The following is a 22,484-nucleotide window of genomic DNA, read 5'->3' on the forward strand; positions in this document are numbered from 1 at the left end:
GTATAACGAGTGCCATACGCGTATTTGGTAACAAAGGACCCACAATAAAAGCTGATGAAGACTCCTAAACGCATTGAACCCCTGATCGAAGACGGTCTGGTCGACGAAGTGCTGCGCCCACTCATGAGTGGGAAAGAAGCAGCTGTTTATGTGGTGCGCTGCGGCAACGAATTGCGTTGCGCCAAGGTTTACAAGGAGGCGAACAAACGAAGTTTTCGTCAGGCATCCGAATACCAGGAAGGCCGTAAAGTCCGTAACAGCCGCCAGGCCCGCGCCATGGCCAAGGGCTCAAAGTTCGGCAAGAAGGAAACCGAAGACGCCTGGCAGAACGCCGAAGTCGCGGCGTTGTTCCGCTTGGCCGGTGCCGGTGTGCGCGTGCCGCAGCCGTATGACTTCCTCGAAGGCGTGCTGCTGATGGAGCTGGTGGCCGATGAGTATGGCGATGCCGCCCCGCGTCTGAACGACGTAGTGCTGGAGCCGGATCAGGCCCGCGAGTACCACGCTTTCCTGATTTCCCAGATCGTGCTGATGCTGTGTACCGGCCTGGTGCATGGTGACCTGTCCGAGTTCAACGTGCTGCTCACGCCGACCGGCCCGGTAATCATCGACTTGCCCCAGGCGGTGGATGCGGCGGGCAACAACCACGCATTCAGCATGCTGGAGCGGGATGTGGGCAACATGGCTTCCTACTTCGGGCGCTTCGCCCCGGAGTTGAAAAAGACCAAGTACGCCAAGGAAATGTGGGCGTTGTATGAGGCCGGCACCTTGCACCCTGGCAGCGTCTTGACCGGTGAATTCGACGAGCCGGAAGAACTGGCGGACGTGGGGGGTGTGATCCGCGAGATCGAAGCGGCGCGGCTCGATGAAGAGCGTCGCCAGGCGATTCGGGCGGCGGATGATGCGCCGTCGAGCAAAGTCCCCGACGAACCGCCACCGCCGCCTTGGATGCAATAGTCTTCGGCTGCATGCAGATCAACAGGTGGGAGGGGCGGTGCGACGATTCGACTTGCCCCCGGTGGCACACAGCTTCGGTCGAAAACATAACCTGAGAAAGTGAGATTTTTTGTGATGAGCAGGCTTGCCCTGCGCTGGGCTGCGAAGCGGCCCTAAAACCTGACAACCGGTTTGGCCTGATACGCCGCAGTGTGCGGAGAGGGGGCCGCTTCGCGCCCCAGCGCAGGGCAAGCCTGCTCACCAAAGCGTTATGTGTCCGCCTTTAAAACTAGAAGATATCTATGCCCCGATGGCAGCGTTTCAGTCACCGCAACGGCTGGCTGATCCACCGCTGTCGGGCAAGCTCTCTCCCACATTGGTTTTGCGTATGGCCTTAGGAGCAGCAAGAGCCGGACGCCAGCTCCTTGAGGATCGGGCAATCGGGCCGATCATCGCCTTGGCAGTGTTCCACCAGGTCCTGCAAGGTGTCGCGCAGTTGGCCCAGTTCCAGGATCTTCTGATTCAACTCGTCGATATGCTGGCGCGCCAAGGCTTTTACGTCGGCGCTGGCGCGGTGGCGGTCTTGCCACAGGGCCAGCAGTTTGCCGACCTCTTCCAGTGAAAACCCCAGATCCCGCGAGCGTTTGATAAACGCCAACGTATGCAGGTCCTCCGCGCCGTACACGCGGTAGCCGCTGTCGGTGCGGTGAGCCGCTTTCAGCAGACCGATGGATTCGTAATAGCGAATCATCTTGGCGCTGAGGCCGCTCTGACGGGCGGCTTGGCCGATGTTCATGGGTGTCGATCCTCCAAATCCTTGGGTTTCCAGGTTTTCAACAGCAAGGCATTGCTCACTACGCTGACGCTGGACAACGCCATCGCCGCGCCCGCCAACACTGGGTTGAGCAGGCCGAAGGCCGCCAGGGGAATGCCAATCAAGTTATACACAAAGGCCCAGAACAGGTTCTGGCGGATCTTGGCGTAGGTCTTGCGGCTGATCTCCAGCGCGGCCGGCACCAGGCGCGGATCGCCGCGCATTAGGGTAATGCCGGCGGCATGCATGGCCACATCGGTGCCGCCGCCCATGGCGATGCCGATATCGGCGGCCGCCAGGGCCGGGGCGTCATTGATGCCGTCGCCGACCATCGCCACCACGCCGGTTTTTTTCAGCGCGGCGACGGTGGCGGCTTTGTCGGCGGGCAGCACTTCGGCATGCACATCGTCGATGCCCAGCGCCTGCGCCACCACCTGTGCACTGCCGCGATTGTCGCCGGTGAGCAGATGGCTGCTGATGCCTTGAGCCGTGAGCTGCCCCACGGCCTGCAACGCACCGGGCTTGAGGGTGTCGCCAAATGCGAACAGCCCCAGCACCCGCGGTTGTGCGCCTTGCTCGATCAACCAGGACAACGTGCGACCTTCGGCCTCCCAGGTCTGAGCGGTTTGCGTCAGATCGCCAGGGTTCAGGCCGCTGTCTTCCAGCAGGCGGCGATTGCCCAAGGCCAGTGGCCGGCCATCGAGGGTGCCGGCGATACCGCGCCCGGTCAGGGATTGGCTGGCACTGACATCGGCAACATTCAGCCCCTGTTCGGCGCAGGCTTCCAGCACTGCGTTGGCCAATGGGTGCTCGCTGCCGCGTTGCAGCGCGCCGGCTTGTTGCAACAGTTGGGCTTGATTGCCATCCACCGCGATCATATGCGCGATTTTGGGCGTGCCGGAGGTGAGGGTGCCGGTCTTGTCGAACACTACGGCGCTGACTTCATGGGCACGTTCCAAGGCTTCGGCGTCCTTGATCAGAATGCCGTGTCGCGCGGCGACGCCGGTGCCGGCCATGATCGCGGTCGGCGTGGCCAGGCCCAGGGCGCACGGGCAGGCGATAACCAGCACCGCGACCGCATTGATGATGGCGGTTTCCAACGGCGCGCCGTACAGCCACCAGCCCACCAGCGTGATCAGCGCCAACACCAGCACGGTCGGCACAAACACCTGGCTGACTTTGTCCACCAGTTTCTGGATCGGCGCCTTGGCGGCCTGGGCGTCTTCTACCAAACGGATGATCCGCGCCAGGACGCTCTCGGCGCCCAGCGCGGTGGTGCGCACCAACAGGCGGCCTTCACCGTTGATGGCGCCGCCGGTGACCTTATCGCCCGGTTGTTTCGGCACGGGCAAGCTCTCGCCGCTGATCAGGGCTTCGTCGGCATGGCTCTGGCCTTCGATCACTTCACCGTCCACCGGGAAGCGTTCGCCGGGTTTGACGCTGACCACATCGTCGAGGGACAGGGCGTTGATCGCCACCTCTTGTTCATGGCCATCGCGCACGCGGGTGGCACGCTCGGGGCGCAAGGCTTCCAGGGCGCGGATGGCGCTGGCGGTCTGGCGCTTGGCGCGGCTTTCCAGGTATTTGCCCAGCAGGATCAGGGCGATCACCACTGCGGAGGCTTCGAAATACAGGTGGGGCATGCTGCCGGCGGGGGCGTTGAGCCATTCGTACAGGCTCAGGCCGTAACCGGCGCTGGTGCCGATGGCCACCAGCAAATCCATGTTGCCCGCCCCGGCGCGCACGGCTTTCCAGGCGGCCACGTAAAAGCGCGCGCCGAGGATAAATTGCACCGGGGTGGCCAGGGCGAATTGCACCCAGGCCGGTAGCATCCAATGCAGGCCGAACGGCTGCACCAGCATCGGCAGCACCAGGGGCAGCGCCAGCACGATGGCCAACAGCAAGGCCCAGCGCTCGCGGTGCAGGCGCTGGGCTTGATCGGCGGCGGTGCGGGTTTCGGTCTGCGGCAGGCTGGCGCTGTAACCGGCCTTGTCGACGGCGGCGATCAGCACGCTGGGGTCCATCTGGCCGAGGACTTCGACGTGGGCACGTTCATTGGCCAGGTTGACGCTGACCCTCTGCACCCCCGGCACCTTGCCCAGCGCGCGCTCGACACGCCCGGCGCAACTGGCGCAGGTCATACCGCCGATGGGCAGGTCAAAGGTGGTGGTTCCATTCATGGGGCAATCCTCCAAGAGAAGTGGCCCCTAGGATCAACCTTGTCCTGTGGGTAAGGTCAAGTGCCTTCAGTATTCCAATGCGGCAGGCTTGAGGTACATGCCGTCCGGGCCTTGGGCGATCCGCAGTTTGCGTACGTCACCGGCCTTCAATGTGATGTTCTGCGCCGGCGGTGCCAGCAGACCCGGCAAGCAGCCCGGCGCCTGGCCCGGCAGCAACTTGAGGCGCAACGACAGGTTACCCGCCGGCAAGTTGAACGAGGTGGACTGCTCTTGGAACAGCCGGCCGGCCAACTGGTCGTTGAGGTACAGGCCAATCTCGCAATTGGTCGGCACTTCCAGGCGTTCCCGGGAAATGATCAGCACCGCATAGTCTTCTGCGGCCAGGGCCTGGGGCGCGGCGGCAGACAAGCTCATCAGGCCCACAAGGCCAAAAAACGACCAGCGCATGGCGAGTACTCCGTGGTTCACAGCTTGAGAAAGTTGAAGCTTGGCCGACGTGGCCGCCGAATACCAGCCCGGCCGATTTCTCAGGAACTTGACCTTGCCATCGTGGCAAGGTCGAGACTGGGTCCAACCTCATCAAAGGAGTCATGTCATGCAAGTATTCACTGTGGAAGGAATGACCTGCGGCCATTGCGTCAAAGCGGTGACCCAAGCGGTACAGAGCCAGGACCCGACAGCCGAAGTGAAGGTGGACCTGGCGGCGAAGCAGGTCAGCGTGCAGAGCCAACTGAGCCGTGAAGCGATTGCCGGGCTGATCAAGGAGGAAGGCTACAGCGTCGTCTGAAATTTAATAGTTAGCGAGCTATCGTAATGTTCAAGGCACCCAAGCACGGCTAGACTGTCGGGCTGCCGACTCACTTGGGTGCCTGATGAACCTTCGCATAATTCTGATCCTGGGTGCCCTGAGCGCCTTCGCTCCACTGGCGATCGATTTTTACTTGCCGGGTTTTCCGGCGATGGCCACCGCGTTTGCCACCGATGAAAAACATATCCAGCTGACCTTGGCGGTGTATTTCGCCGGCCTGGCTATCGGCCAATTGATCTACGGCCCCCTGGCAGACCGTTTCGGTCGGCGCGGGCCGCTGCTCAGCGGCGTGACCCTGTTTACCTTGGCCTCCTTCGCCTGTGCCTTTGCGCCGTCCCTGGAATGGCTGATCGGCGCGCGCTTTGTGCAAGCCCTGGGTGGCTGCGCGGGCATGGTGATTTCCCGCGCGGTGGTCAGCGACAAATGCGATGCCGTGGGCTCGGCCAAAGTGTTCTCCCAACTGATGCTGGTGACCGGCCTGGCGCCGATCCTCGCGCCGCTGGCCGGTGGCTTGATGGTGGGGTTGTGGGGCTGGCAGTCGATCTTCCTGGCGTTGTCGATCTTCAGCGTGATGGCAGCGGTCGCCGTGGCAGTGGGGTTGCCGGAAACTTTCCCGGCCCATCAACCGCGCCAACCGTTGTCCGGCTCGCTGCGTCGTTATCTGGGGTTGCTGTCGGACCGGGTCTACCTCGGCTATGCCCTCACCGGTGCGCTGTCGATTGCCGGAATGTTTGCCTACATCGCCGGTTCACCTTTCGTATTTATCAAACTCTACGGCGTGCCAGCCGAGCATTACGGCTGGGTGTTCGGCTCCAACGCCGCCGGTTTTATCCTGGTGGCTCAGCTCAATGCCCGACTGTTAGCCAAACGTGGCCCGGCATTTTTGCTGTCGCGCACAGTGTGGGTGTACGTGGCGGCGGCGCTGACGCTGCTGGGAGTGGCCGCGCTGCGCACCCAAGCGTTGTGGCCTCTGCTGATACCGCTCTTTATCTGTATCGCCAGCCTGGGTTGCATCCTGCCTAACACCTCGGCCTGTGCTATGGCAGGCCAGGGTGCGCGGGCCGGTAGTGCTTCGGCATTGCTCGGTTGTATTCAGTTCGGCGTGGCGGCGGGGGCGGCGTCGTTGGTGGGGGCGTTGCACGATGGCACAGCGATGCCGATGGCGATGGTCATCAGCTTGTGCGGGCTATTGGCGGTGACAGTGGCCATGTCGACCTTGCGCCTGCAACGGGCCAGGGCCGTGCAGGCGCAGGGCTGACCGAGGGGGTCAGCCAGCGGCGGCGCGCTGCTGGTTGACCTGGAAATTGTGCGGCGCCTGAATGCGCGCTTGCAGGGTCTCGGCAAAGGCGCGGGCCTCGGCTTCACTGCGGAAGGTAATGGTTTTCTGGTCCAAACGAACCTCCCATTGAGATTTTGCTAACGCTTTTATCAGGATCTTCATTGCTGACTTCCTCACGTAAAAGAATCGTGGCAAAGGCGGCCAATATAAACCCGAATGCGCTCGCAAATATGACAAAGGTCAACTGTCTGACTAGCGGCGTCGTCCTTCACTCACACGAGTAACAGACGACGCCTACAGACCTGTTTCAGAAACCTTCCAGCACGATCTTGCCTTTGGCCTTGCCGCTCTCCAGCAGCGCGTGAGCCCGACGCAGATTGGCCGCGTTGATCGCACCGAAGTGCTCGCCCACGGTGGTTTCCAGGGTGCCGGCGTCGATCAGTTCAGCCACGCGATTGAGCAGGTGGTGTTGTTCGATCATGTCCGGCGTCTCGAACATCGAGCGGGTGTACATAAACTCCCAATGCAGCGACAGGCTCTTGCGCTTGAGCTTGCTGACGTCCAGTGCCTTGGGGTCGTCGATCAGCGCGAGCTTGCCCTGAGGTTGCAGCGCTTCGACCAACTGATCCAGGTGGTGCTCGGTCTGGGTCAGGCTGGCGACATGGGTCACCTGCGCTTCGCCGGCCTGTTGCAAGGCTTGGCTCAGCGGCTGGCTGTGGTCGATCACCCGATGGGCGCCCAGTGCCTTGGCCCATGCTTGGGTTTCCGGGCGCGACGCGGTGCCGATCACCTTCAATGCCGTCAGTTGCCGGGCCAGTTGGGTGAGGATCGAACCCACACCGCCGGCGGCGCCGACGATCAGCAGGCTCTGGCCTTCATCTTCCTTGCCCTCGCGTATCTGCAGGCGCTCGAACAGCAGTTCCCAGGCCGTGATAGCGGTCAGCGGCAGCGCGGCGGCTTCGGCAAAGTTCAGGCTCTTGGGCATATGCCCGACGATGCGTTCGTCCACCGTGTGCAGTTCGCTGTTGCCGCCCGGGCGGGTCAGGGAGCCGGCGTAGAACACCTTGTCGCCAGCCTTGAACAGGGTCACGTCGCTGCCGACCGCCTTGACCACCCCGGCGACGTCCCAGCCCAGCACCTTGGCAGCGCCGTGTTCGGGGGCGACGTTCTGGCGCACTTTGGTGTCCACCGGGTTGACCGAGATGGCTTTGACTTCCACCAGCAGGTCGCGTGGGCCGGCGACGGGGGCCGGTAGTTCGATGTCTTGCAGGGACAGAGGGTCGTTGATGGGCAGTGATGCGTAGTAGGCAATGGCTTTCATGGAGGCTCCGGAAAATAGCGGTGATCAGGCAAGAAAATTCAGGCGTTTGAGTTCGAAATGTTCGAGTACCTGCGCCGCCTCGGCGCGGAAGTGCTGGATATGCGCACTCTGGTCGTGGGCCGCCAGGGCTGCGTCGTCGCGCCAGCGTTCGAGCATGTAGAAGGTCTCGGGGTGTTGCTGGTCCTGATGCAGGTCGTACTGCTCGCAGCCGTCTTCACGGCGTGTGGGTTCAAGCAGACCGCGCAGCAGGGTTTCCAGGGCGGCCTGTTGGCCAGGTTTGGCGATCAGCGTGGCGATGACATTAAAGGCAGCGGACATAAGCGACTCCTGGCACGTTAAACACGGGGTGGGCAGATGATTGGCTATTTCCCGCCATCATAAAAGCGGCTAAAACAGAGGGCTGTTTCAACGGAATTTTGATAATGCTGCGCTTCGATGATTTGCAATTGTTTGTACGTGCGGCGGACTTGGGCAGCCTGTCGGCAGCGGCGCGGGTGATGGACCTGTCGCCGGCGGTGGCCAGTGCGGCGCTCAAGCGCATTGAGCAGCAGTTGGGCGCGCGTTTGCTGGCGCGCTCCACTCGCAGCCTGCGCTTGACCGCCGAGGGTGAGGGGTTCCTGGAGTATGCCCGAGCTGCGTTGGGTTCCTTGGATGAGGGCCGGCGCTTGCTGGCCAGCGGTCAGGACCATGTCAGCGGCGTGCTGCAACTCTCGGCACCGTCGGACTTTGGCCGTAACCAATTACTGCCCTGGCTGGATGAGTTCCAGCGTGAACATCCACAGCTCAACGTGCGCCTGTTGTTGGGCGATCGAATCGCCGACCTGTTTCGCCAACCGGTGGATATCGCCCTGCGCTACGGCGAACCCGAGGACTCCAGCCTGGTGGCGCTGCCCGTGGCGCCGAGCAACGTGCGTGTGCTATGCGCCGCCCCCAGTTATTTGGCGCGTCACGGCGAACCCCGTCACCTGGAACAACTGGCTCAGCACAATTGCCTGTTGTACATGCTCGGTAGCCGCGTGCATGACCATTGGGCGTTTCGCGACGGTAAGCGCGACATCAGTCTGACGGTCAGCGGCGACCGTTTCAGCGACGACGCCGATGTGGTGCGGCGCTGGGCGGTGGCCGGCGTGGGCATTGCCTACAAATCCTGGCTGGATGTGAGCACCGACGTGCTCGCCGGGCGCCTGCGCTTGATCCTCCCAGAGCTGCGCGGCGAGCCCACACCGCTCAATCTGCTGTGTGCCCATCGGGCGCAATTGAGCAAACCCGTCAACTTGCTGCGGGACATGCTGGTCACCCGTTGTGCGAACTTGACCGCGCAAATGCCGGAGCCAGCAGGGGCTGGGCAATAGCCTCCACCACAGCCAGAAATTTCACTCATGTTCTGTCCCTATTCGCGCTGTCAGACGCCGCGGAACCGGCCCATGGCGCACCTATACTTTGGCGCCAACCGCAGCAGAAAAGTGATTTAACAGGGAGTGAACCGATGGAAGCAGCACCTTGTATCAGTCAGATCGCCGGCTTGCTCGCCGAGCCGAAACGCGCCGCCATGCTCTGGGTTTTGATGGACGGCTCCGCTAAGACTTCAGAAGAACTCGCCAGCCTGACCGGGCTCTCGCCAGCGTCGGCCAATGCGCATTTGGCGCGGCTCACCGGCAGTGGCTTGCTACGGGCCGAGGCGCGGCGCGGCAAGCGTCTGTTTCGGGTGGCCGCCGCCGATGTCAGCCTCGCCATCGATGCGTTGGCCAGTACCACCCTGGCCAGTGCCGCTCGTGCTGCGCCCTGTTCGCCGGAACCGACGCTGTTGGCGCCGCCGTCACTGCGTCGGGCGCGACTGTGTCACGGCCATCTCGGCGGCGAGCTGGCGGCGGGGCTGTACGAGCGCATGATGGCGGCGAGGTGGATCGAGCGTTATGAACAACGCACCGATGTCACCGTCAAGGGGGCCCAGCAACTGGCGAACTTGGGCATTTTCACCCAGGCACTGAGCTCGCCGCTGACCTGCGATTGTTTCGACTGGAGCCAGCAGCATCCGCACTTGGGCGGCGCGCTGGGGGCGGGGTTGCTGCAATTGTTTCTGCAATCGAACTGGGTCAGCCTGATCAATGATTCCCAAGCGCTACAGGTCAGTGACATCGGGCAGCAGGAAATCGCCCGCCTGGCCGCTTCTGAATAGTCGTGGCGTCGTTGAGAGTTTTAATCAGGTCGCATCCAGCAAAAATCTGGAAAAAGCATGCCGCACACTCGTCTTCGGGCTTTTCTTACTGGGGGTGTGGCATGGGTATGCAAGGTTTTAGTGCAGCGGAACGCCTCGAACGGTTACCCATCAGCGGTTACCACCGAGTGATTTTTATCATCATTGCCTTGGCGTTTTTTTTCGACTCCATGGATCTGGCGATGATGACGTTTCTGTTGGGCTCGATCAAAACCGAGTTCGGGCTGAGCACCGCCCAGGCGGGTTTGCTCGCCAGTTCGAGTTTTTTCGGCATGGTGGTGGGGGCGTCGTTGTCCGGGATGCTCGCCGATCGCTTCGGGCGTAAGCCGGTGTTTCAGTGGAGCATCGTGCTGTGGGGCTTGGCCAGCTATCTGTGTTCCACGGCGCAGACCGTGGAGACATTGACGCTGTTTCGTATCCTGCTGGGGATCGGCATGGGCATGGAGTTTCCGATTGCGCAATCGATGCTGTCTGAGCTGATCCCGGCCAAGGCGCGCGGGCGCTATATCGCGTTGATGGATGGTTTCTGGCCGCTGGGCTTTGTGGCGGCGGGGGTGCTGTCGTATTTCCTGCTGCCGGTGATCGGCTGGCGTGACATCTTCCTGGTGTTGGCGGTGCCTGCGGTGTTTGTGTTGGCGATCCGTTTTTTCATCCCCGAATCGCCGCGCTGGCTGGAACAGGCCGGCCGCCATGACGCAGCGGACAACGTGCTGATTGGGATCGAGAACAAAGTGCGTACCTCCCTGGGCCGCACCGACTTGCCGGAACCGATTCGCCTGCCACGGGTGCAGAGCGTACCGGGGAATTTCTTTTCGGCATTCCAGCAATTGTGGTCCGCGCAGTATCGCCAGCGCACGCTGATGATCTGGAGCGTCTGGTTCTTTGCCCTGCTCGGTTTCTACGGGCTGACTTCGTGGCTGAGCGCGCTGTTGCAGCAGTCCGGTTTCGCGGTGACCCAATCGGTGTACTACACGGTGATCATTTCCCTGGGCGGGATCCCCGGCTTTTTGATGGCGGCCTGGTTGGTCGAGCGCTGGGGGCGTAAACCGGTGTGTGTGGTGACATTGCTCGGTGGCGGCTTGATGGCGTTTCTGTATGGGCAGAGTGCGGTGTTTGGCGGCAATGTCGGCTTGCTGATCACCACGGGGCTGTTGATGCAGTTCTTTTTGTTTGGCATGTGGGCGGTGCTCTACACCTACACGCCGGAGTTGTACCCCACGTCGGCGCGGGCGACCGGGTCCGGGTTTGCCTCGGCGATTGGCCGGGTCGGTTCGTTGCTGGGGCCGTTGGTGACCGGGCTGGTGTTTCCGGTGACCGGGCAGGGCGGAGTATTTGCCTTGGGCGCGCTGTGTTTTGCGGTGGCGGCGCTGGTGGTGTGGGTATTTGGGATGGAAACCAAGGGCAAAACGTTGGAAGAGTTGGCCGAAGCCTGAAAACCGCTGCGCAAAAGAAGGGAGGGTGCAAGCACCCTCCCTTTTTTCGTTACGGCTTGATCAAGCGCGCATCCAGGCTGTTCTGGGCCAGGCGTTTGGCCTGGTCCTGGGTCATGCCCAGTGATTCATACAGCGCATAGAAATTTTCGGTGACATAACCGCCGAAGTACGCCGGATCATCCGAATTCACCGTCACCTTCACGCCCCGCTCAAGCATGTCGAGGATGTTGTGCTGGGCCATGTCATCGAACACGCAGAGCTTGGTGTTGGACAACGGGCACACGGTGAGCGGAATTTGCTCGTCGATGATGCGCTGCATCAGGCGCTCGTCTTCGATGGCGCGCACGCCGTGGTCGATACGCTGGATTTTCAGCAGGTCGAGTGCTTCCCAGATGTATTCCGGTGGGCCTTCTTCGCCGGCGTGGGCCACGGTGAGGAAGCCTTCATGCCGTGCGCGATCGAACACGCGTTGGAACTTGCTCGGCGGGTGGCCCATTTCCGAGCTGTCCAGGCCAACGGCGACGAACGCATCGCGGAACGGCAGGGCCTGGTCCAGGGTTTTCTCGGCTTCTGCTTCACTCAGGTGGCGCAGGAAGCTGAGGATCAAACCGCTGGTGATACCCAATTGCTGCTCGCCATCTTTGAGCGCGGCGGCGATGCCGTTCAGCACCACTTCGAACGGGATGCCGCGGTCGGTATGGGTTTGCGGGTCGAAGAACGGCTCGGTGTGGATCACGTTCTGGGCTTTACAGCGCAGCAGGTAGGCCCAGGTAAGGTCGTAAAAATCCTGGGAGGTGCGCAGCACATCGGCGCCCTGGTAGTACAGGTCGAGAAATTCTTGCAGGTTATTGAAGGCGTAGGCCTTGCGCAGGGTGTCGACGTCGTTCCACGGCAGCGCGATTTTATTGCGCTCGGCCAGGGCAAACAGCAGCTCAGGCTCCAGCGAACCCTCCAGGTGCAGGTGCAGTTCGGCCTTGGGCAGGGCGTTGAGCCAATCGTACATGTCTAAATTCTCATCAGGTGCAATCGCCGCATTCTACAGGCCATGGCTGAAATAATCGGCAAAACCTGACCAGCAGGAGAGTATTCGTTTTATTCGCGCAAGGGCGACGTGAACTAAGGTGTAACGAAACGTTAGCGGCGTGGCGCAGTCTGTACCCCATCAATGACTGATTTGCCGCATTAAAAGGCCCGGAATGCTCACATCCCTCAAGCAAGAAAAATTTATGCTGCTGGCGCTGATTGCCGCCATCGCCGCCTACCCGTTGGAGCATTGGATGCTGCACAGCGGGCAAATGGTGGCGTTGCTCGCGGGGTTGGCGCTGATCGCGTTTATCGTGATGGCGTCGATGCGTGTAGCTCACCACGCCGAGCAACTGGCGGAAAAAGTCGGCGACCCCTACGGCACCATGATCCTGACCCTCGCGGCCGTGCTGGTGGAGGTGGTGATCCTGGCGATCATGATGAGTAACGAACCTTCACCGACCCTGGTGCGCGACACCATTTACTCGGCGGTGATGCTCGACATCAACGGCATCCTTGGCCTTGCCGCGCTGATGGGCGGGATCAAGCATGGCGAACAGTCCTACAACGACGATTCGGCGCGGACCTACAGCGTGATGATCCTCACCGCCATGGGCGTGTCGATGGTGGTGCCGGAATTTATCCCCAAGGGCGATTGGAAAATTTACTCGGCCTTCACCATCGGCGCGATGGTGGTGCTGTACACCTTGTTCCTGAGGATGCAGGTGGGGCCGCACAGTTACTTCTTCAGTTACAGCTACCCGGAAAAACGCCGTAAGCAGTTGCCGGCAGACGCGGAAGCGCCGCCGGTCAGCCTGGCGTTTTCCATTGGCACTTTGGTGTTCGGTGTGGTGGTGATTGGTGCGTTGGCAGAGGTCATGTCCAAGACTCTCGACCTTGGCCTGGAAGGCACGGGCGCGCCGCCGGTAGTGACGGCGATTGTGGTGGCGGCGATTTCGGCGGCGCCGGAAATACTGACGGCATTGCGCGCCGCGTTGGCCAACCGTATGCAGTCGGTGGTCAACATCGCGTTGGGTGCTTCGTTGTCAACAGTGATCCTGACCGTGCCGGTGATGGAGGCCATGGCGCTCTACACCGGCCAGCCGTTCCAGATGGCAATGACCCCCGTGCAAACCGTGATGGTGTTTATCACGCTGATCGTCAGCGCGATCAACCTCAACGATGGCGAAACAAACGCCATCGAAGGGATGACCCACTTTGTGCTGTTTGCGACGTTTATCATGTTGTCGCTGCTGGGCCTGTAAGCGCAGCAGCGTAAGGTGGGTGAGGACGCCGGGATCAGCTCCCGGCGATCAACGCCCGCGCCGCCTGGCTGTGATCGGCAATCAGGCCTTTCAGATCCAGGCCTTCTACCTGCCCGTCGATGACTCGCCACTGCCCGCCGACCATCACCCGATCCGCTCGGTCCGCGCCGCACAGCAGCAGCGCCGATATCGGGTCATGGCTGCCGGAAAAGCGCAGCTCATCCAGCTTGAACAGCGCCAGGTCGGCTTGTTTGCCAGCGGCCAACTCGCCGATATCCGTACGCCCCAATAACTGCGCCGAGCCTTTAGTGGCCCAGCCGAGCACGCCTTCGGGGGTGATGTGCTGCGCGCCATAACGCAAGCGCTGGATATACAGGGCCTGGCGCGCTTCGAGGATCATGTTCGACGCGTCGTTGGAGGCCGAGCCGTCCACGCCCAGGCCGATTGGCGCGCCGGCGGCGATCAGGTCCAGGGTCGGACAAATGCCCGAGGCCAAGCGCATATTGGAGCTTGGGCAGTGACAGATACCGGTACCGGCCTCGCCCAGGCGCGCGATTTCATTCGGGTTGAAGTGAATGCCGTGGGCCAGCCAGGTGCGCGGGCCGAGCCAGCCGACGCTGTCGAGGTAGTCCACCGTGCGCAGGCCGAAGCGCTGCAGGCAGAAGTCTTCTTCGTCGAGGGTTTCGGCCAGATGGGTGTGCAGGCGCACATCGAGTTGAGTGGCCAATTCGGCACTGGCGCGCATGATTTCCGGCGTGACTGAAAACGGCGAGCAGGGTGCCAGGGCGATCTGGATCTGTGCGCCGTCGCCGCGCTGGTGGTAGGCGCGGATCAGGCGCTGGCTGTCGTCCAGGATCACCTGGCCTTGCTGCACGGTTTGCTGCGGTGGCAGGCCGCCATCGGCTTCGCCCAAGCTCATGGAGCCGCGGGTGAGCATGGCGCGCATGCCCAGTTCGCGCACGCTGTCCACTTGCACATCGATGGCGTGTTCCAGGCCGTCGGGGAACAAATAGTGATGGTCGGCCGCAGTGGTGCAGCCGGACAGCAACAGCTCGGCCAATGCCACTTTACTGGCCAGGGCGAGTTTTTCCGGGGTCAGCCGCGCCCATACCGGGTAAAGGGTTTTCAGCCACGGAAACAACGGCTGATTGACTACCGGCGCCCAGGCACGGGTGAGGGTCTGATAGAAGTGATGGTGTGTGTTGATCAGGCCCGGCAGGACCACATGTTCACGGGCATCGAAGACCTGTTCGCAAGGTTGCGCAGGGACTTGGCCAGCCGCCAGTACTTCGGCGATCACACCGTCTTGCAGCACCAGGCCGCCACGGGCATCAAGGCCATTGGCAGTAAAAATCGCGAGGGGAGTTTTTAACCAGATACGGGTCGCAGGCATTGGCCGGCTCCTCTGAATGATGGGTTCAGGTTTGCCAGCTCAGTGTTGCCCTGTCTGCTGATCCAGGGTCGCCGGTGGGGGCGAGGGGCTAGATTACGTGGAGTTCGGTTTGTAGGAAAGCGGATTGATTTGTGTGGGAAGGATAAGTCCCTCCCACATTTTCTTCGTGTGTACTTACCAGGCGATTGTGTCGCCTTTGTAGTCCACGAAATGATGGCCACCTTTGCCGGCGAAGGCATTCACTTGATCCACCAGGCCACGCACGCTGGTATCGACATCGATATGGGCGTTTTCGCCGCCCATATCGGTTTTGACCCAGCCCGGGTGCATCGACAGCACCGTTAGCCGATGGTCGCCCAATTGGGTGATAAAGCTGTTGGTCATGGAATTGAGCGCAGCCTTACTGGCTTTGTACAGCGCCATCTCCGAACCGTCGGGAATGGTGACGCTGCCCAGTACCGAGCTCATGAACGCCAACACACCGCTGTCTTTGCGGATCTGCCCGACAAAACGCTGGGCCAGGTTGATCGGCGCTACGGCGTTGGTGAAGAACAGCTGGCCGACTTCGGCCAGGGTGGCGTGGCCGGGTTCCTGATTGTCCGGGCCTTTGACGCCGGCATTGATGAACAGCAGATCGAAGGTGCGCTCTTTGAGGCGCTGGTTCAGGGCGATCACGGCTTGTTGATCGTCCATGTCGAGTTTCTCGATCTGTACCGGGCCAGCGGCTTTCAGCGCATCGGCTTTGCTCGGATCGCGCACGGTGGCGGTCACGTCCCAGCCGTCCTGGAGCAGTTGCTTGACCAGGCCAAGACCCAGCCCACGGGAGGCGCCGATGATCAGTGCGGTTTTTGGCGTAGACATGAAAGGCTTCCTTTGAAATCGCGGTTCAGGGAGATTCAGCGCACAACAGTAGCAGTTTCAGCGTTGCAGGAGGATGCGGCCACGGCTCAAGTCGGCGAGCTGGGTTTGCAGGGTTTCGATCTGCGCTTCCCCCAGGGCCAGTTGCAGTTCGACACCATTGGCGGTGAAGGTTTCTTCCACCACCAGCCCACCCAATTCGGCCACGCGCAGTTTGACCAGGTTCAATTCGGAGAAGCCGCACGCACAGCGCAACGGCACGCGGCTGATCAGCTCGATGCGCTCGGCGTTTTGTAAGCATTTATTCGCGCCACCACCATAGGCACGGGCAAGCCCACCGGTGCCCAGTTGGATACCGCCGTACCAGCGGATGACCAGCACGGCGACCTGGTCAAAACCTTGGGCCTCGATGGCGGCCAGGATCGGCCGCCCGGCCGTGCCGCCGGGTTCGCCGTCGTCGTTGCTGCGGTATTGATCGCCCAATTTCCAGGCCCAGCAGTTGTGCGTGGCATCGAGAACGCTGTGCTCCTGAAAAAACGCCTGGGCGTCCTGTGGGCTGGTGATCGGCACAGCGAGGGTGATAAAGCGGCTTTTGCGTATCTCTTCACGAAATTCGCAAAGGCCGGTGAGCGTGAAAGGCATAGGTTGCTTCGTCTAGAGGGCCGGCTTGATGCCGCAGCCTTTGAGAATGATATGGATCAGGTTGGTGCCGGCGTCTTCCATGTCTTGTTTGGTCAGGCGCGTACGCCCGGTGACGCGGCAGATCTGGGTAGCGAAATCGGCGTAGTGCTGGGTGCTGCCCCACAGCAGGAAGATCAGGTGTACGGGGTCCACGGGGTCCATTTTGCCGGCGTCGATCCAGGCCTGGAACACCGCCGCACGCCCGCTGAACCAGGCGCGGTAGTCCTGGCTGAAATATTCGGTGAGGCATTCGCCGCCGCTGATGATTTCCATGGCGAAGATCCGCGAGGCCTGGGGCTGGCGCCGTGAGAACTCCATCTTGGTGCGGATGTAGCGGGTCAGGGCCTCGGCGGGATCGTCCTCGGCGGTCAGCGTGTTGAAGGTGCTGTCCCATAGCTCGAGGATATTGCTGAGCACTGCGATATAGAGGCCCAGCTTATTGGTGAAGTAGTAGTGCAAGTTGGCCTTGGGCAGGCCGGCGCTGGCAGCAATGGTGTTCATGCTGGTGCCCTTGTAGCCATGGCGCGCGAACTCATCCTCAGCAGCCTGGAGAATCGCTTGTTCGTTCTTTTGCCGGATGCGGCTGGCGGGCTTACCGGCGTGGTGGCTGTGGGCAGGAACTTCGAGGCTCATGGAGATTACCGTGCTGATCGATAGAGACGACGTGTGCACAGATAACCCACCCTCAAGCCCCAGACAAGTCCCGATGCAATAAAACCGTCAAAGCGGCTCCAGCGTGTCGCTTTCGGTTGCGTGGTTTACGGCGGTGCCGGGGGTTTTGGCCTCCGGCAATAGCACGCACAACACAATCGCGGTCAGGCCGCCGCTGGTGATGGCGGAATCGAACAGATTCTGTATCAGCGCGGGCATCAGGTGTAGCAGGTTTGGCTGGGCAGCGATCCCCAGGCCGACGCCGAACGAAGTTGCGATGATCAGCATGCTGCGCCGGTCCAGTGGCGCCTGCGCGAGGATGCGCACCCCGGCGGCGGCGACACTGCCGAACATCACCAGGGTCGCGCCGCCCAATACCGGCTTGGGGATTTGCTGCAGCACGGCCCCAATCAGCGGAAACAAACCGAGGCAGAACAGCACCACGCCGATATATAAGCCGACGTAACGGCTGGCGACGCCGGTGAGTTGGATCACCCCGTTGTTCTGCGCGAAGGTAGTGTTGGGGAACGCACTGAAGGTGGCGGCGATCATGCAGCTCACCCCGTCACCCAGCACGCCGCCTTTGAGCCGGCTTATATAGGAAGGGCCACTGATGGGTTGGCGGGCGATCATGCAATTGGCGGTCAGGTCGCCGACAGTTTCGATGCTGCTGATCAGATAGATCAGCGCAATCGGCAGGAAAGCGCTCCAGTCGAAGTTGAAACCAAACCGAAACGGTATCGGCAAGCTAACCAGAGGCAAGTCCGGCAAGGCCTGAGGCACCAGTTTGCCGCTGAACCAGGCCGCCAGACTGCCCAGGGCCAGGCCGATGATAATCGCCGAAAGCCGCACCCACGGTGTGTTCGAGCGATTGAGCAGAATGATCGTTAGCACCACGAACAGCCCCAATGCCAGGTTGGTAGGAGCGCCGAAATCGGCGGCGTTGAAACCGCCGCCCACGTCAGTAATGCCGACCTTGATCAGGCTGATGCCGATCAGCGTTATCACGATGCCGGTGACCAGCGGCGTAATTACCCGGCGCAACTGCCCGATGAAGCGGCTGAGGACTATCTGCACGGCCGCGCCGAAAAAGCACACGCCGAAGATCATCGCCATGATGTCTTCCGGGCTGCCGCCGCGTTGCTTGACCAGAAAACCGGCTGACAGCACCGCGCCGAGAAACGCAAAGCTGGTGCCTTGCAGGCAGATCATTCCGGCGCCGATACCAAACGGCCTACGCGCTTGGATGAAGGTGCCCACACCGGAAACCATCAACGCCATGCTGATCAGGTAGGGCAAATGCGCGGTAAGGCCGAGGGTGGAGCCGATGATCAGCGGCGGAGTGATGATACCGACGAAGGCGGCCAGCACATGCTGCAAGGCGGCCAATAGGGCGGGGGCGGGTTTTGGGCGGTCGTTGAGGCCGTAGATCAGGTCGCTGGGGCTGGAGGATTCTGGTGGCATGGCGGGCAAACTCAAGGCGGACGGTTCTAGGTCCTGATGCCCTTGCAAAAAGCTGTCCAGTTGCTCAGCTTTTGCGCCGAGGCCCGATTTAGCGTGTTGCAGCCAAGCTGTCGAGAAAGCTTTCCAGCACCAAATGAGGGCGACGGCCCTTGCGCGTGACCGATGCCAGGCTCAAATCGTAAAAACGTGTAGCCGGTTTCAGCGCACGCAGTCGGCCTTGTTGTACCCATAGGTTGGCGTAGTGATCAGGTAAATAGCCGATATAGCGACCAGTGAGGATCAGAAACGCCATGCCTTCGCGGTCCGACGCGCTGGCGGTGCAGTTGAGCGCCTGGTAGTGAGCCTGGATGTCTGCGGGCAGGCGGAAGGTCGGGGCGATTGCGTCCTGGCTATCGATGCGGGCGTCGTCCAGCGCTTTGTCGTCGGCATAGAACAGCGGATGACCGACTGCGCAGTAAAGCAGCGAACGTTCGCTGTAGAGCGGCTGGTATTCCAGGCCGGACAGCGCGCTGGCCTGGGGCACAACCCCCACGTGCAGGCGGCCGTCGAGTACGCCTTGCTCCACTTCATTGGGCGCGATCATGCGGATCTGAATCTGCACGTCCGGGCCCCGTTCCTTCAATTGTGCCAAGGCGTGTGTGATGCGCATGTGAGGCAGGGTGACAAGGTTGTCGGTGAGACCGATGATTAATTCGCCGCGTAAGTGCTGGTGCAGGCCGTTGACCTCTGTGCGAAAACTTTCCAGCGCGCTCAACAACTGCAGGGCCGACTGGTACACCTCGCGCCCCTCCTCCGTGAGCGAAAACCCCGCGCGGCCACGCTGGCAGAGCCTCAATCCCAGCCGCTGTTCAAGGTCGCTCATTTGCTGGCTGATGGCCGAGCGCCCGATGCCGAGCACGGTTTCTGCCGCCGAGAACCCGCCGCATTCCACCACGCTGCGAAAGATGCGCAATAAGCGGATATCGAAGTCGCTGACTTGAGCCAGAGGATCGGGACGACGGATGCTCATAGTTTAGTGAAGCCCTGACTGAAGGTTAGAAAAGTTGGATTTCACCGACTTTATCGCCATGGCAATTTAGCTGCAAGAACGCTTTCAATCCCGACGCTGCCTTTTGCCCTGCGAGGTTTTGCTGATGAACATGCCCGAAAACGCCCCTTCGTCCCTGGCCAGCCAACTCAAGTTGGATGCGCATTGGATGCCGTATACCGCTAACCGTAATTTCCAGCGCGATCCACGCCTGATCGTGGCCGCAGAGGGTAGCTGGCTGACGGATGACAAGGGGCGCAAGGTCTACGATTCGTTATCAGGTCTGTGGACCTGCGGCGCCGGGCACACCCGCAAAGAAATTCAGGACGCGGTGGCCAAGCAATTGGGCACTTTGGACTACTCGCCGGGTTTCCAATACGGTCATCCGCTGTCCTTTCAACTAGCGGAAAAGATTACCGATCTGACCCCCGGAAACCTCAATCATGTGTTTTTCACCGATTCTGGCTCCGAGTGCGCTGACACCGCGGTGAAGATGGTGCGGGCTTACTGGCGCTTAAAAGGCCAGGCCACCAAGACCAAGATGATAGGCCGGGCACGGGGTTATCACGGGGTGAACATCGCCGGCACCAGCCTTGGCGGTGTGAACGGTAACCGTAAGATGTTTGGCCAGGCGCTGATGGATGTTGACCATCTCCCGCACACCTTGCTGGCAAGCAATGCGTTTTCCCGCGGCATGCCTGAACAGGGCGGCATCGCCTTGGCGGATGAGTTGCTCAAGTTGATCGAGCTGCATGACGCGTCGAATATCGCCGCGGTGTTCGTCGAGCCGATGGCCGGTTCGGCGGGCGTGCTGGTGCCGCCACAGGGTTACCTCAAGCGTCTGCGGGAGATCTGCGATCAGCACAATATCCTGCTGGTATTCGATGAAGTGATCACCGGTTTCGGCCGCACCGGCTCGATGTTCGGTGCGGACAGCTTTGGTGTGACCCCGGACTTGATGTGCATCGCCAAACAAGTCACCAACGGCGCGATCCCCATGGGCGCAGTGATTGCCAGCAGCGAGATCTATCAAACCTTCATGAACCAGGCGACGCCGGAGTACGCAGTGGAATTCCCCCACGGCTACACCTACTCGGCGCACCCGGTCGCTTGCGCGGCCGGCCTGGCGGCGTTGGACCTGTTGCAGAAGGAAAACCTGGTGCAGAGCGTAGCTGAAGTCGCTCCGCACTTTGAGAATGCGCTGCACGGTTTGAAGGGCAGCAAGAACGTAATCGACATTCGCAACTATGGCCTGGCCGGCGCGATCCAGATCGCCCCGCGTGACGGAGACGCCATTGTGCGTCCATTCGAGGCCGGCATGGCTTTGTGGAAGGCGGGGTTCTACGTGCGCTTTGGTGGCGACACGCTGCAGTTCGGGCCAACCTTCAACAGCAAGCCGCAGGACCTGGATCGCTTGTTCGACGCGGTCGGCGACGTGCTGAACAAGATCGACTGATTTCTCCTTCTATATAGAACAACTTTTCAGGAGCCCTGCATGAGCCTTATCCAGCATTTGATCAATGGCGAGTTGGTCAACGACAGCGGTCGCAGCGCTGATGTGTATAACCCGTCCACCGGCCAGGTGATTCACCAAGTGCCGTTGGCCAGCCGTGAAACTATCCAGCGTGCAATCGACTCAGCGAAGGCGGCCTTTCCGGCCTGGCGCAATACGCCGGCGGCTAAGCGCGCTCAGGTGATGTTTCGTTTCAAGCAATTGCTGGAGCAGAACGAAGCCCGCATCTCGCAGTTGATCAGCGAGGAGCATGGCAAAACGTTGGAAGACGCCGCCGGCGAGCTCAAGCGCGGGATCGAAAACGTCGAGTATGCGTGCTCGGCGCCGGAGATTCTCAAGGGCGAATACAGCCGTAACGTTGGGCCGAACATCGATGCGTGGTCGGACTTCCAGCCCCTGGGTGTAGTGGCCGGTATTACGCCGTTCAATTTCCCGGCGATGGTGCCTTTGTGGATGTACCCGTTGGCGATCGTCTGCGGCAATTGCTTCATTCTCAAACCTTCGGAGCGCGATCCAAGTTCGACGCTGCTGATCGCACAACTGTTGCAAGAAGCCGGTCTGCCCAAAGGCGTCCTCAATGTGGTGCACGGAGACAAAGGGGCGGTGGATGCGTTGATCGAAGCGCCTGAAGTAAAAGCATTGAGCTTTGTAGGATCGACGCCGATTGCTGAGTACATCTATTCCGAAGCGACCAAACGCGGCAAGCGCGTACAGGCGCTGGGTGGAGCGAAGAACCACGCGGTATTGATGCCGGACGCCGATCTGGATAACGCGGTCAATGCCTTGATGGGGGCTGCCTACGGATCATGCGGCGAGCGTTGCATGGCGATCTCGGTGGCTGTGTGCGTGGGCGGCCAGGTCGCCGATGCTTTGATTGCCAAGTTGGTGCCGCAGGTCAAGGCATTGAAGATTGGCGCAGGCACGTCTTGCGGCCTGGATATGGGGCCGTTGGTCACTGGGCAGGCCCGGGACAAGGTCAGCGGCTATATAGAAGACGGCGTGGCTGCCGGCGCTGAGCTGGTGGTCGATGGTCGCGGGTTGAGTGTTGCCGGTCATGAGCAGGGCTTCTTCCTGGGCGGTAGCCTGTTTGATCGCGTAACCCCTGAGATGCGTATCTATAAAGAAGAGATCTTTGGGCCGGTGTTGTGCGTGGTCCGAGTGGACAGCCTGGAAGCTGCGATGCAATTGATCAATGATCACGAGTATGGCAACGGCACTTGTATCTTCACCCGCGATGGTGAGGCGGCACGTCTGTTCTGTGACGAAATCGAAGTGGGCATGGTGGGTGTGAACGTTCCATTGCCGGTGCCGGTGGCCTATCACAGCTTCGGTGGTTGGAAGCGTTCGCTGTTTGGCGATTTGCATGCGTATGGGCCGGATGGTGTGCGCTTTTACACTCGGCGCAAGGCGATTACCCAGCGTTGGCCGCAGCGGGCCAGTCATGAAGCGTCACAGTTTGCTTTTCCCAGCCTTTAGCCCTCGTTAGCTAGGCGGAAAGCCGGCCCTTTAGGGCCGGCTTTCGTGTTTTTGGGCGTTTTTTGACCAGTGCGACAGAAATATGAAAATAGTGGTTGACGGCAGATTCCAGAAGTCTATAATTCGCCCCACTTCCGGCGCAGTCGAAAC

Annotated in this window: 22 protein-coding genes; 9 read left to right on the forward strand and 13 right to left on the reverse strand. The window is 61.1% G+C overall.

Annotated features, from left to right (window positions below; all coding sequences use genetic code 11):
* Positions 1–54 precede the first annotated feature (54 nt).
* A complete protein-coding gene (locus tag QRN41_RS24960; protein ID WP_034095704.1) occupies positions 55–954 on the forward strand; it encodes a PA4780 family RIO1-like protein kinase in 900 nt (299 codons plus the stop codon).
* Between the two features lie 373 nt (positions 955–1,327).
* Here the strand turns inward: QRN41_RS24960 and cueR are convergent, their stop codons facing one another.
* From cueR to QRN41_RS24975, 3 genes are all read right to left on the reverse strand, one after another.
* Positions 1,328–1,729 carry a Cu(I)-responsive transcriptional regulator gene (gene cueR / locus QRN41_RS24965; protein WP_034095719.1) on the reverse strand — a complete coding sequence of 134 codons (402 nt, stop codon included), beginning with the start codon at positions 1,727–1,729 and terminating at the stop codon, positions 1,328–1,330.
* Positions 1,726–3,927, reverse strand: a complete 2,202-nt coding sequence (locus tag QRN41_RS24970; protein WP_285422245.1) for a heavy metal translocating P-type ATPase — start codon at positions 3,925–3,927, stop codon at positions 1,726–1,728. Before QRN41_RS24970 ends, cueR begins: the two co-directional genes overlap by 4 nt.
* 66 nt (positions 3,928–3,993) lie before the next feature.
* Positions 3,994–4,374: a hypothetical protein gene (locus QRN41_RS24975; RefSeq protein WP_034095721.1), complete on the reverse strand. Its 381-nt coding sequence runs from the start codon at positions 4,372–4,374 to the stop codon at positions 3,994–3,996.
* 148 nt (positions 4,375–4,522) lie between these two features.
* Here QRN41_RS24975 and QRN41_RS24980 point away from each other — a divergent pair, with 148 nt between their 5' ends.
* Together QRN41_RS24980 and QRN41_RS24985 are read left to right on the forward strand one after the other, a co-directional pair.
* Positions 4,523–4,714 (forward strand): heavy-metal-associated domain-containing protein, encoded by a 192-nt coding sequence (locus QRN41_RS24980; RefSeq protein ID WP_034095722.1) that lies wholly within the window; start codon positions 4,523–4,525, stop codon positions 4,712–4,714.
* An 85-nt stretch (positions 4,715–4,799) separates the two neighbouring features.
* A complete protein-coding gene (locus tag QRN41_RS24985) occupies positions 4,800–5,993 on the forward strand; it encodes a multidrug effflux MFS transporter (RefSeq protein ID WP_034111610.1) in 1,194 nt (397 codons plus the stop codon).
* A gap of 9 nt (positions 5,994–6,002) precedes the next feature.
* Here the strand turns inward: QRN41_RS24985 and QRN41_RS24990 are convergent, their stop codons facing one another.
* From QRN41_RS24990 to QRN41_RS25000, 3 genes are all read right to left on the reverse strand, one after another.
* Positions 6,003–6,128: a hypothetical protein gene (locus QRN41_RS24990; protein ID WP_285422249.1), complete on the reverse strand. Its 126-nt coding sequence runs from the start codon at positions 6,126–6,128 to the stop codon at positions 6,003–6,005.
* A 193-nt stretch (positions 6,129–6,321) separates the two neighbouring features.
* Positions 6,322–7,335 carry a zinc-binding alcohol dehydrogenase family protein gene (locus QRN41_RS24995; RefSeq protein WP_034095724.1) on the reverse strand — a complete coding sequence of 338 codons (1,014 nt, stop codon included), beginning with the start codon at positions 7,333–7,335 and terminating at the stop codon, positions 6,322–6,324.
* A 24-nt stretch (positions 7,336–7,359) separates the two neighbouring features.
* On the reverse strand, positions 7,360–7,653 hold the full coding sequence (locus tag QRN41_RS25000) for a putative quinol monooxygenase (RefSeq protein ID WP_034136741.1): 294 nt from the start codon (positions 7,651–7,653) through the stop codon (positions 7,360–7,362).
* A gap of 104 nt (positions 7,654–7,757) precedes the next feature.
* Between QRN41_RS25000 and vimR the strand changes: the two genes are divergently transcribed.
* The 3 genes from vimR to QRN41_RS25015 all read left to right on the forward strand — a co-directional run bounded on the left by vimR (position 7,758) and on the right by QRN41_RS25015 (position 10,983).
* The gene (vimR, locus tag QRN41_RS25005; protein ID WP_034095726.1) at positions 7,758–8,687 is read left to right on the forward strand and encodes a transcription regulator VimR; all 930 of its coding nucleotides are present in this window, start codon (positions 7,758–7,760) and stop codon (positions 8,685–8,687) included.
* 134 nt (positions 8,688–8,821) lie between these two features.
* The gene (locus tag QRN41_RS25010; RefSeq protein WP_034136743.1) at positions 8,822–9,511 is read left to right on the forward strand and encodes an ArsR/SmtB family transcription factor; all 690 of its coding nucleotides are present in this window, start codon (positions 8,822–8,824) and stop codon (positions 9,509–9,511) included.
* A gap of 101 nt (positions 9,512–9,612) precedes the next feature.
* Positions 9,613–10,983, forward strand: a complete 1,371-nt coding sequence (locus QRN41_RS25015) for an MFS transporter (protein WP_040266031.1) — start codon at positions 9,613–9,615, stop codon at positions 10,981–10,983.
* A gap of 49 nt (positions 10,984–11,032) precedes the next feature.
* On the opposite strand, the gene QRN41_RS25020 is transcribed toward QRN41_RS25015, so the two are convergent.
* A complete protein-coding gene (locus QRN41_RS25020; protein ID WP_047881371.1) occupies positions 11,033–11,986 on the reverse strand; it encodes an adenosine deaminase in 954 nt (317 codons plus the stop codon).
* 193 nt (positions 11,987–12,179) lie between these two features.
* Here QRN41_RS25020 and QRN41_RS25025 point away from each other — a divergent pair, with 193 nt between their 5' ends.
* The gene (locus QRN41_RS25025) at positions 12,180–13,271 is read left to right on the forward strand and encodes a calcium:cation antiporter (RefSeq protein ID WP_094065041.1); all 1,092 of its coding nucleotides are present in this window, start codon (positions 12,180–12,182) and stop codon (positions 13,269–13,271) included.
* A gap of 34 nt (positions 13,272–13,305) precedes the next feature.
* Here the strand turns inward: QRN41_RS25025 and QRN41_RS25030 are convergent, their stop codons facing one another.
* The 6 genes from QRN41_RS25030 to QRN41_RS25055 form a co-directional block, all read right to left on the reverse strand.
* On the reverse strand, positions 13,306–14,664 hold the full coding sequence (locus QRN41_RS25030; protein ID WP_167418502.1) for an 8-oxoguanine deaminase: 1,359 nt from the start codon (positions 14,662–14,664) through the stop codon (positions 13,306–13,308).
* Positions 14,665–14,838: 174 nt separating this feature from the next.
* The gene (locus QRN41_RS25035; RefSeq protein ID WP_167418503.1) at positions 14,839–15,525 is read right to left on the reverse strand and encodes an SDR family oxidoreductase; all 687 of its coding nucleotides are present in this window, start codon (positions 15,523–15,525) and stop codon (positions 14,839–14,841) included.
* A gap of 57 nt (positions 15,526–15,582) precedes the next feature.
* Positions 15,583–16,164 (reverse strand): IMPACT family protein, encoded by a 582-nt coding sequence (locus QRN41_RS25040; RefSeq protein WP_034111623.1) that lies wholly within the window; start codon positions 16,162–16,164, stop codon positions 15,583–15,585.
* Between the two features lie 12 nt (positions 16,165–16,176).
* A complete protein-coding gene (locus tag QRN41_RS25045) occupies positions 16,177–16,836 on the reverse strand; it encodes a TetR/AcrR family transcriptional regulator (RefSeq protein WP_034095734.1) in 660 nt (219 codons plus the stop codon).
* A gap of 87 nt (positions 16,837–16,923) precedes the next feature.
* Positions 16,924–18,318, reverse strand: a complete 1,395-nt coding sequence (locus tag QRN41_RS25050) for a uracil-xanthine permease family protein (RefSeq protein WP_167418504.1) — start codon at positions 18,316–18,318, stop codon at positions 16,924–16,926.
* Between the two features lie 88 nt (positions 18,319–18,406).
* On the reverse strand, positions 18,407–19,327 hold the full coding sequence (locus QRN41_RS25055) for a LysR family transcriptional regulator (protein ID WP_094065039.1): 921 nt from the start codon (positions 19,325–19,327) through the stop codon (positions 18,407–18,409).
* A 124-nt stretch (positions 19,328–19,451) separates the two neighbouring features.
* On the opposite strand from QRN41_RS25055, the gene aptA reads away from it, so the two are divergent.
* Positions 19,452–20,801 (forward strand): omega-aminotransferase AptA, encoded by a 1,350-nt coding sequence (aptA, locus tag QRN41_RS25060; RefSeq protein ID WP_034136749.1) that lies wholly within the window; start codon positions 19,452–19,454, stop codon positions 20,799–20,801.
* 39 nt (positions 20,802–20,840) lie between these two features.
* Positions 20,841–22,334 (forward strand): CoA-acylating methylmalonate-semialdehyde dehydrogenase, encoded by a 1,494-nt coding sequence (locus QRN41_RS25065; RefSeq protein ID WP_285422248.1) that lies wholly within the window; start codon positions 20,841–20,843, stop codon positions 22,332–22,334.
* Positions 22,335–22,484: the final 150 nt, after the last annotated feature.

The organism is Pseudomonas sp. efr-133-TYG-23, assembly GCF_030209215.1.
Taxonomy (GTDB): Bacteria; Pseudomonadota; Gammaproteobacteria; order Pseudomonadales; family Pseudomonadaceae; genus Aquipseudomonas; species Aquipseudomonas rhodesiae.

What these genes read in the sequence shown, in the direction of transcription:
- QRN41_RS24960 (WP_034095704.1), top strand. Translation starts at nt 55, where the DNA reads ATGAAGACTCCTAAACGCATTGAACCCCTGATCGAAGACGGTCTGGTC.
- cueR (WP_034095719.1), bottom strand. Translation starts at nt 1,729, where the DNA reads ATGAACATCGGCCAAGCCGCCCGTCAGAGCGGCCTCAGCGCCAAGATG.
- QRN41_RS24970 (WP_285422245.1), bottom strand. Translation starts at nt 3,927, where the DNA reads ATGAATGGAACCACCACCTTTGACCTGCCCATCGGCGGTATGACCTGC.
- QRN41_RS24975 (WP_034095721.1), bottom strand. Translation starts at nt 4,374, where the DNA reads ATGCGCTGGTCGTTTTTTGGCCTTGTGGGCCTGATGAGCTTGTCTGCC.
- QRN41_RS24980 (WP_034095722.1), top strand. Translation starts at nt 4,523, where the DNA reads ATGCAAGTATTCACTGTGGAAGGAATGACCTGCGGCCATTGCGTCAAA.
- QRN41_RS24985 (WP_034111610.1), top strand. Translation starts at nt 4,800, where the DNA reads ATGAACCTTCGCATAATTCTGATCCTGGGTGCCCTGAGCGCCTTCGCT.
- QRN41_RS24995 (WP_034095724.1), bottom strand. Translation starts at nt 7,335, where the DNA reads ATGAAAGCCATTGCCTACTACGCATCACTGCCCATCAACGACCCTCTG.
- QRN41_RS25000 (WP_034136741.1), bottom strand. Translation starts at nt 7,653, where the DNA reads ATGTCCGCTGCCTTTAATGTCATCGCCACGCTGATCGCCAAACCTGGC.
- vimR (WP_034095726.1), top strand. Translation starts at nt 7,758, where the DNA reads ATGCTGCGCTTCGATGATTTGCAATTGTTTGTACGTGCGGCGGACTTG.
- QRN41_RS25010 (WP_034136743.1), top strand. Translation starts at nt 8,822, where the DNA reads ATGGAAGCAGCACCTTGTATCAGTCAGATCGCCGGCTTGCTCGCCGAG.
- QRN41_RS25015 (WP_040266031.1), top strand. Translation starts at nt 9,613, where the DNA reads ATGGGTATGCAAGGTTTTAGTGCAGCGGAACGCCTCGAACGGTTACCC.
- QRN41_RS25020 (WP_047881371.1), bottom strand. Translation starts at nt 11,986, where the DNA reads ATGTACGATTGGCTCAACGCCCTGCCCAAGGCCGAACTGCACCTGCAC.
- QRN41_RS25025 (WP_094065041.1), top strand. Translation starts at nt 12,180, where the DNA reads ATGCTCACATCCCTCAAGCAAGAAAAATTTATGCTGCTGGCGCTGATT.
- QRN41_RS25030 (WP_167418502.1), bottom strand. Translation starts at nt 14,664, where the DNA reads ATGCCTGCGACCCGTATCTGGTTAAAAACTCCCCTCGCGATTTTTACT.
- QRN41_RS25035 (WP_167418503.1), bottom strand. Translation starts at nt 15,525, where the DNA reads ATGTCTACGCCAAAAACCGCACTGATCATCGGCGCCTCCCGTGGGCTG.
- QRN41_RS25040 (WP_034111623.1), bottom strand. Translation starts at nt 16,164, where the DNA reads ATGCCTTTCACGCTCACCGGCCTTTGCGAATTTCGTGAAGAGATACGC.
- QRN41_RS25045 (WP_034095734.1), bottom strand. Translation starts at nt 16,836, where the DNA reads ATGAGCCTCGAAGTTCCTGCCCACAGCCACCACGCCGGTAAGCCCGCC.
- QRN41_RS25050 (WP_167418504.1), bottom strand. Translation starts at nt 18,318, where the DNA reads ATGCCACCAGAATCCTCCAGCCCCAGCGACCTGATCTACGGCCTCAAC.
- QRN41_RS25055 (WP_094065039.1), bottom strand. Translation starts at nt 19,327, where the DNA reads ATGAGCATCCGTCGTCCCGATCCTCTGGCTCAAGTCAGCGACTTCGAT.
- aptA (WP_034136749.1), top strand. Translation starts at nt 19,452, where the DNA reads ATGAACATGCCCGAAAACGCCCCTTCGTCCCTGGCCAGCCAACTCAAG.
- QRN41_RS25065 (WP_285422248.1), top strand. Translation starts at nt 20,841, where the DNA reads ATGAGCCTTATCCAGCATTTGATCAATGGCGAGTTGGTCAACGACAGC.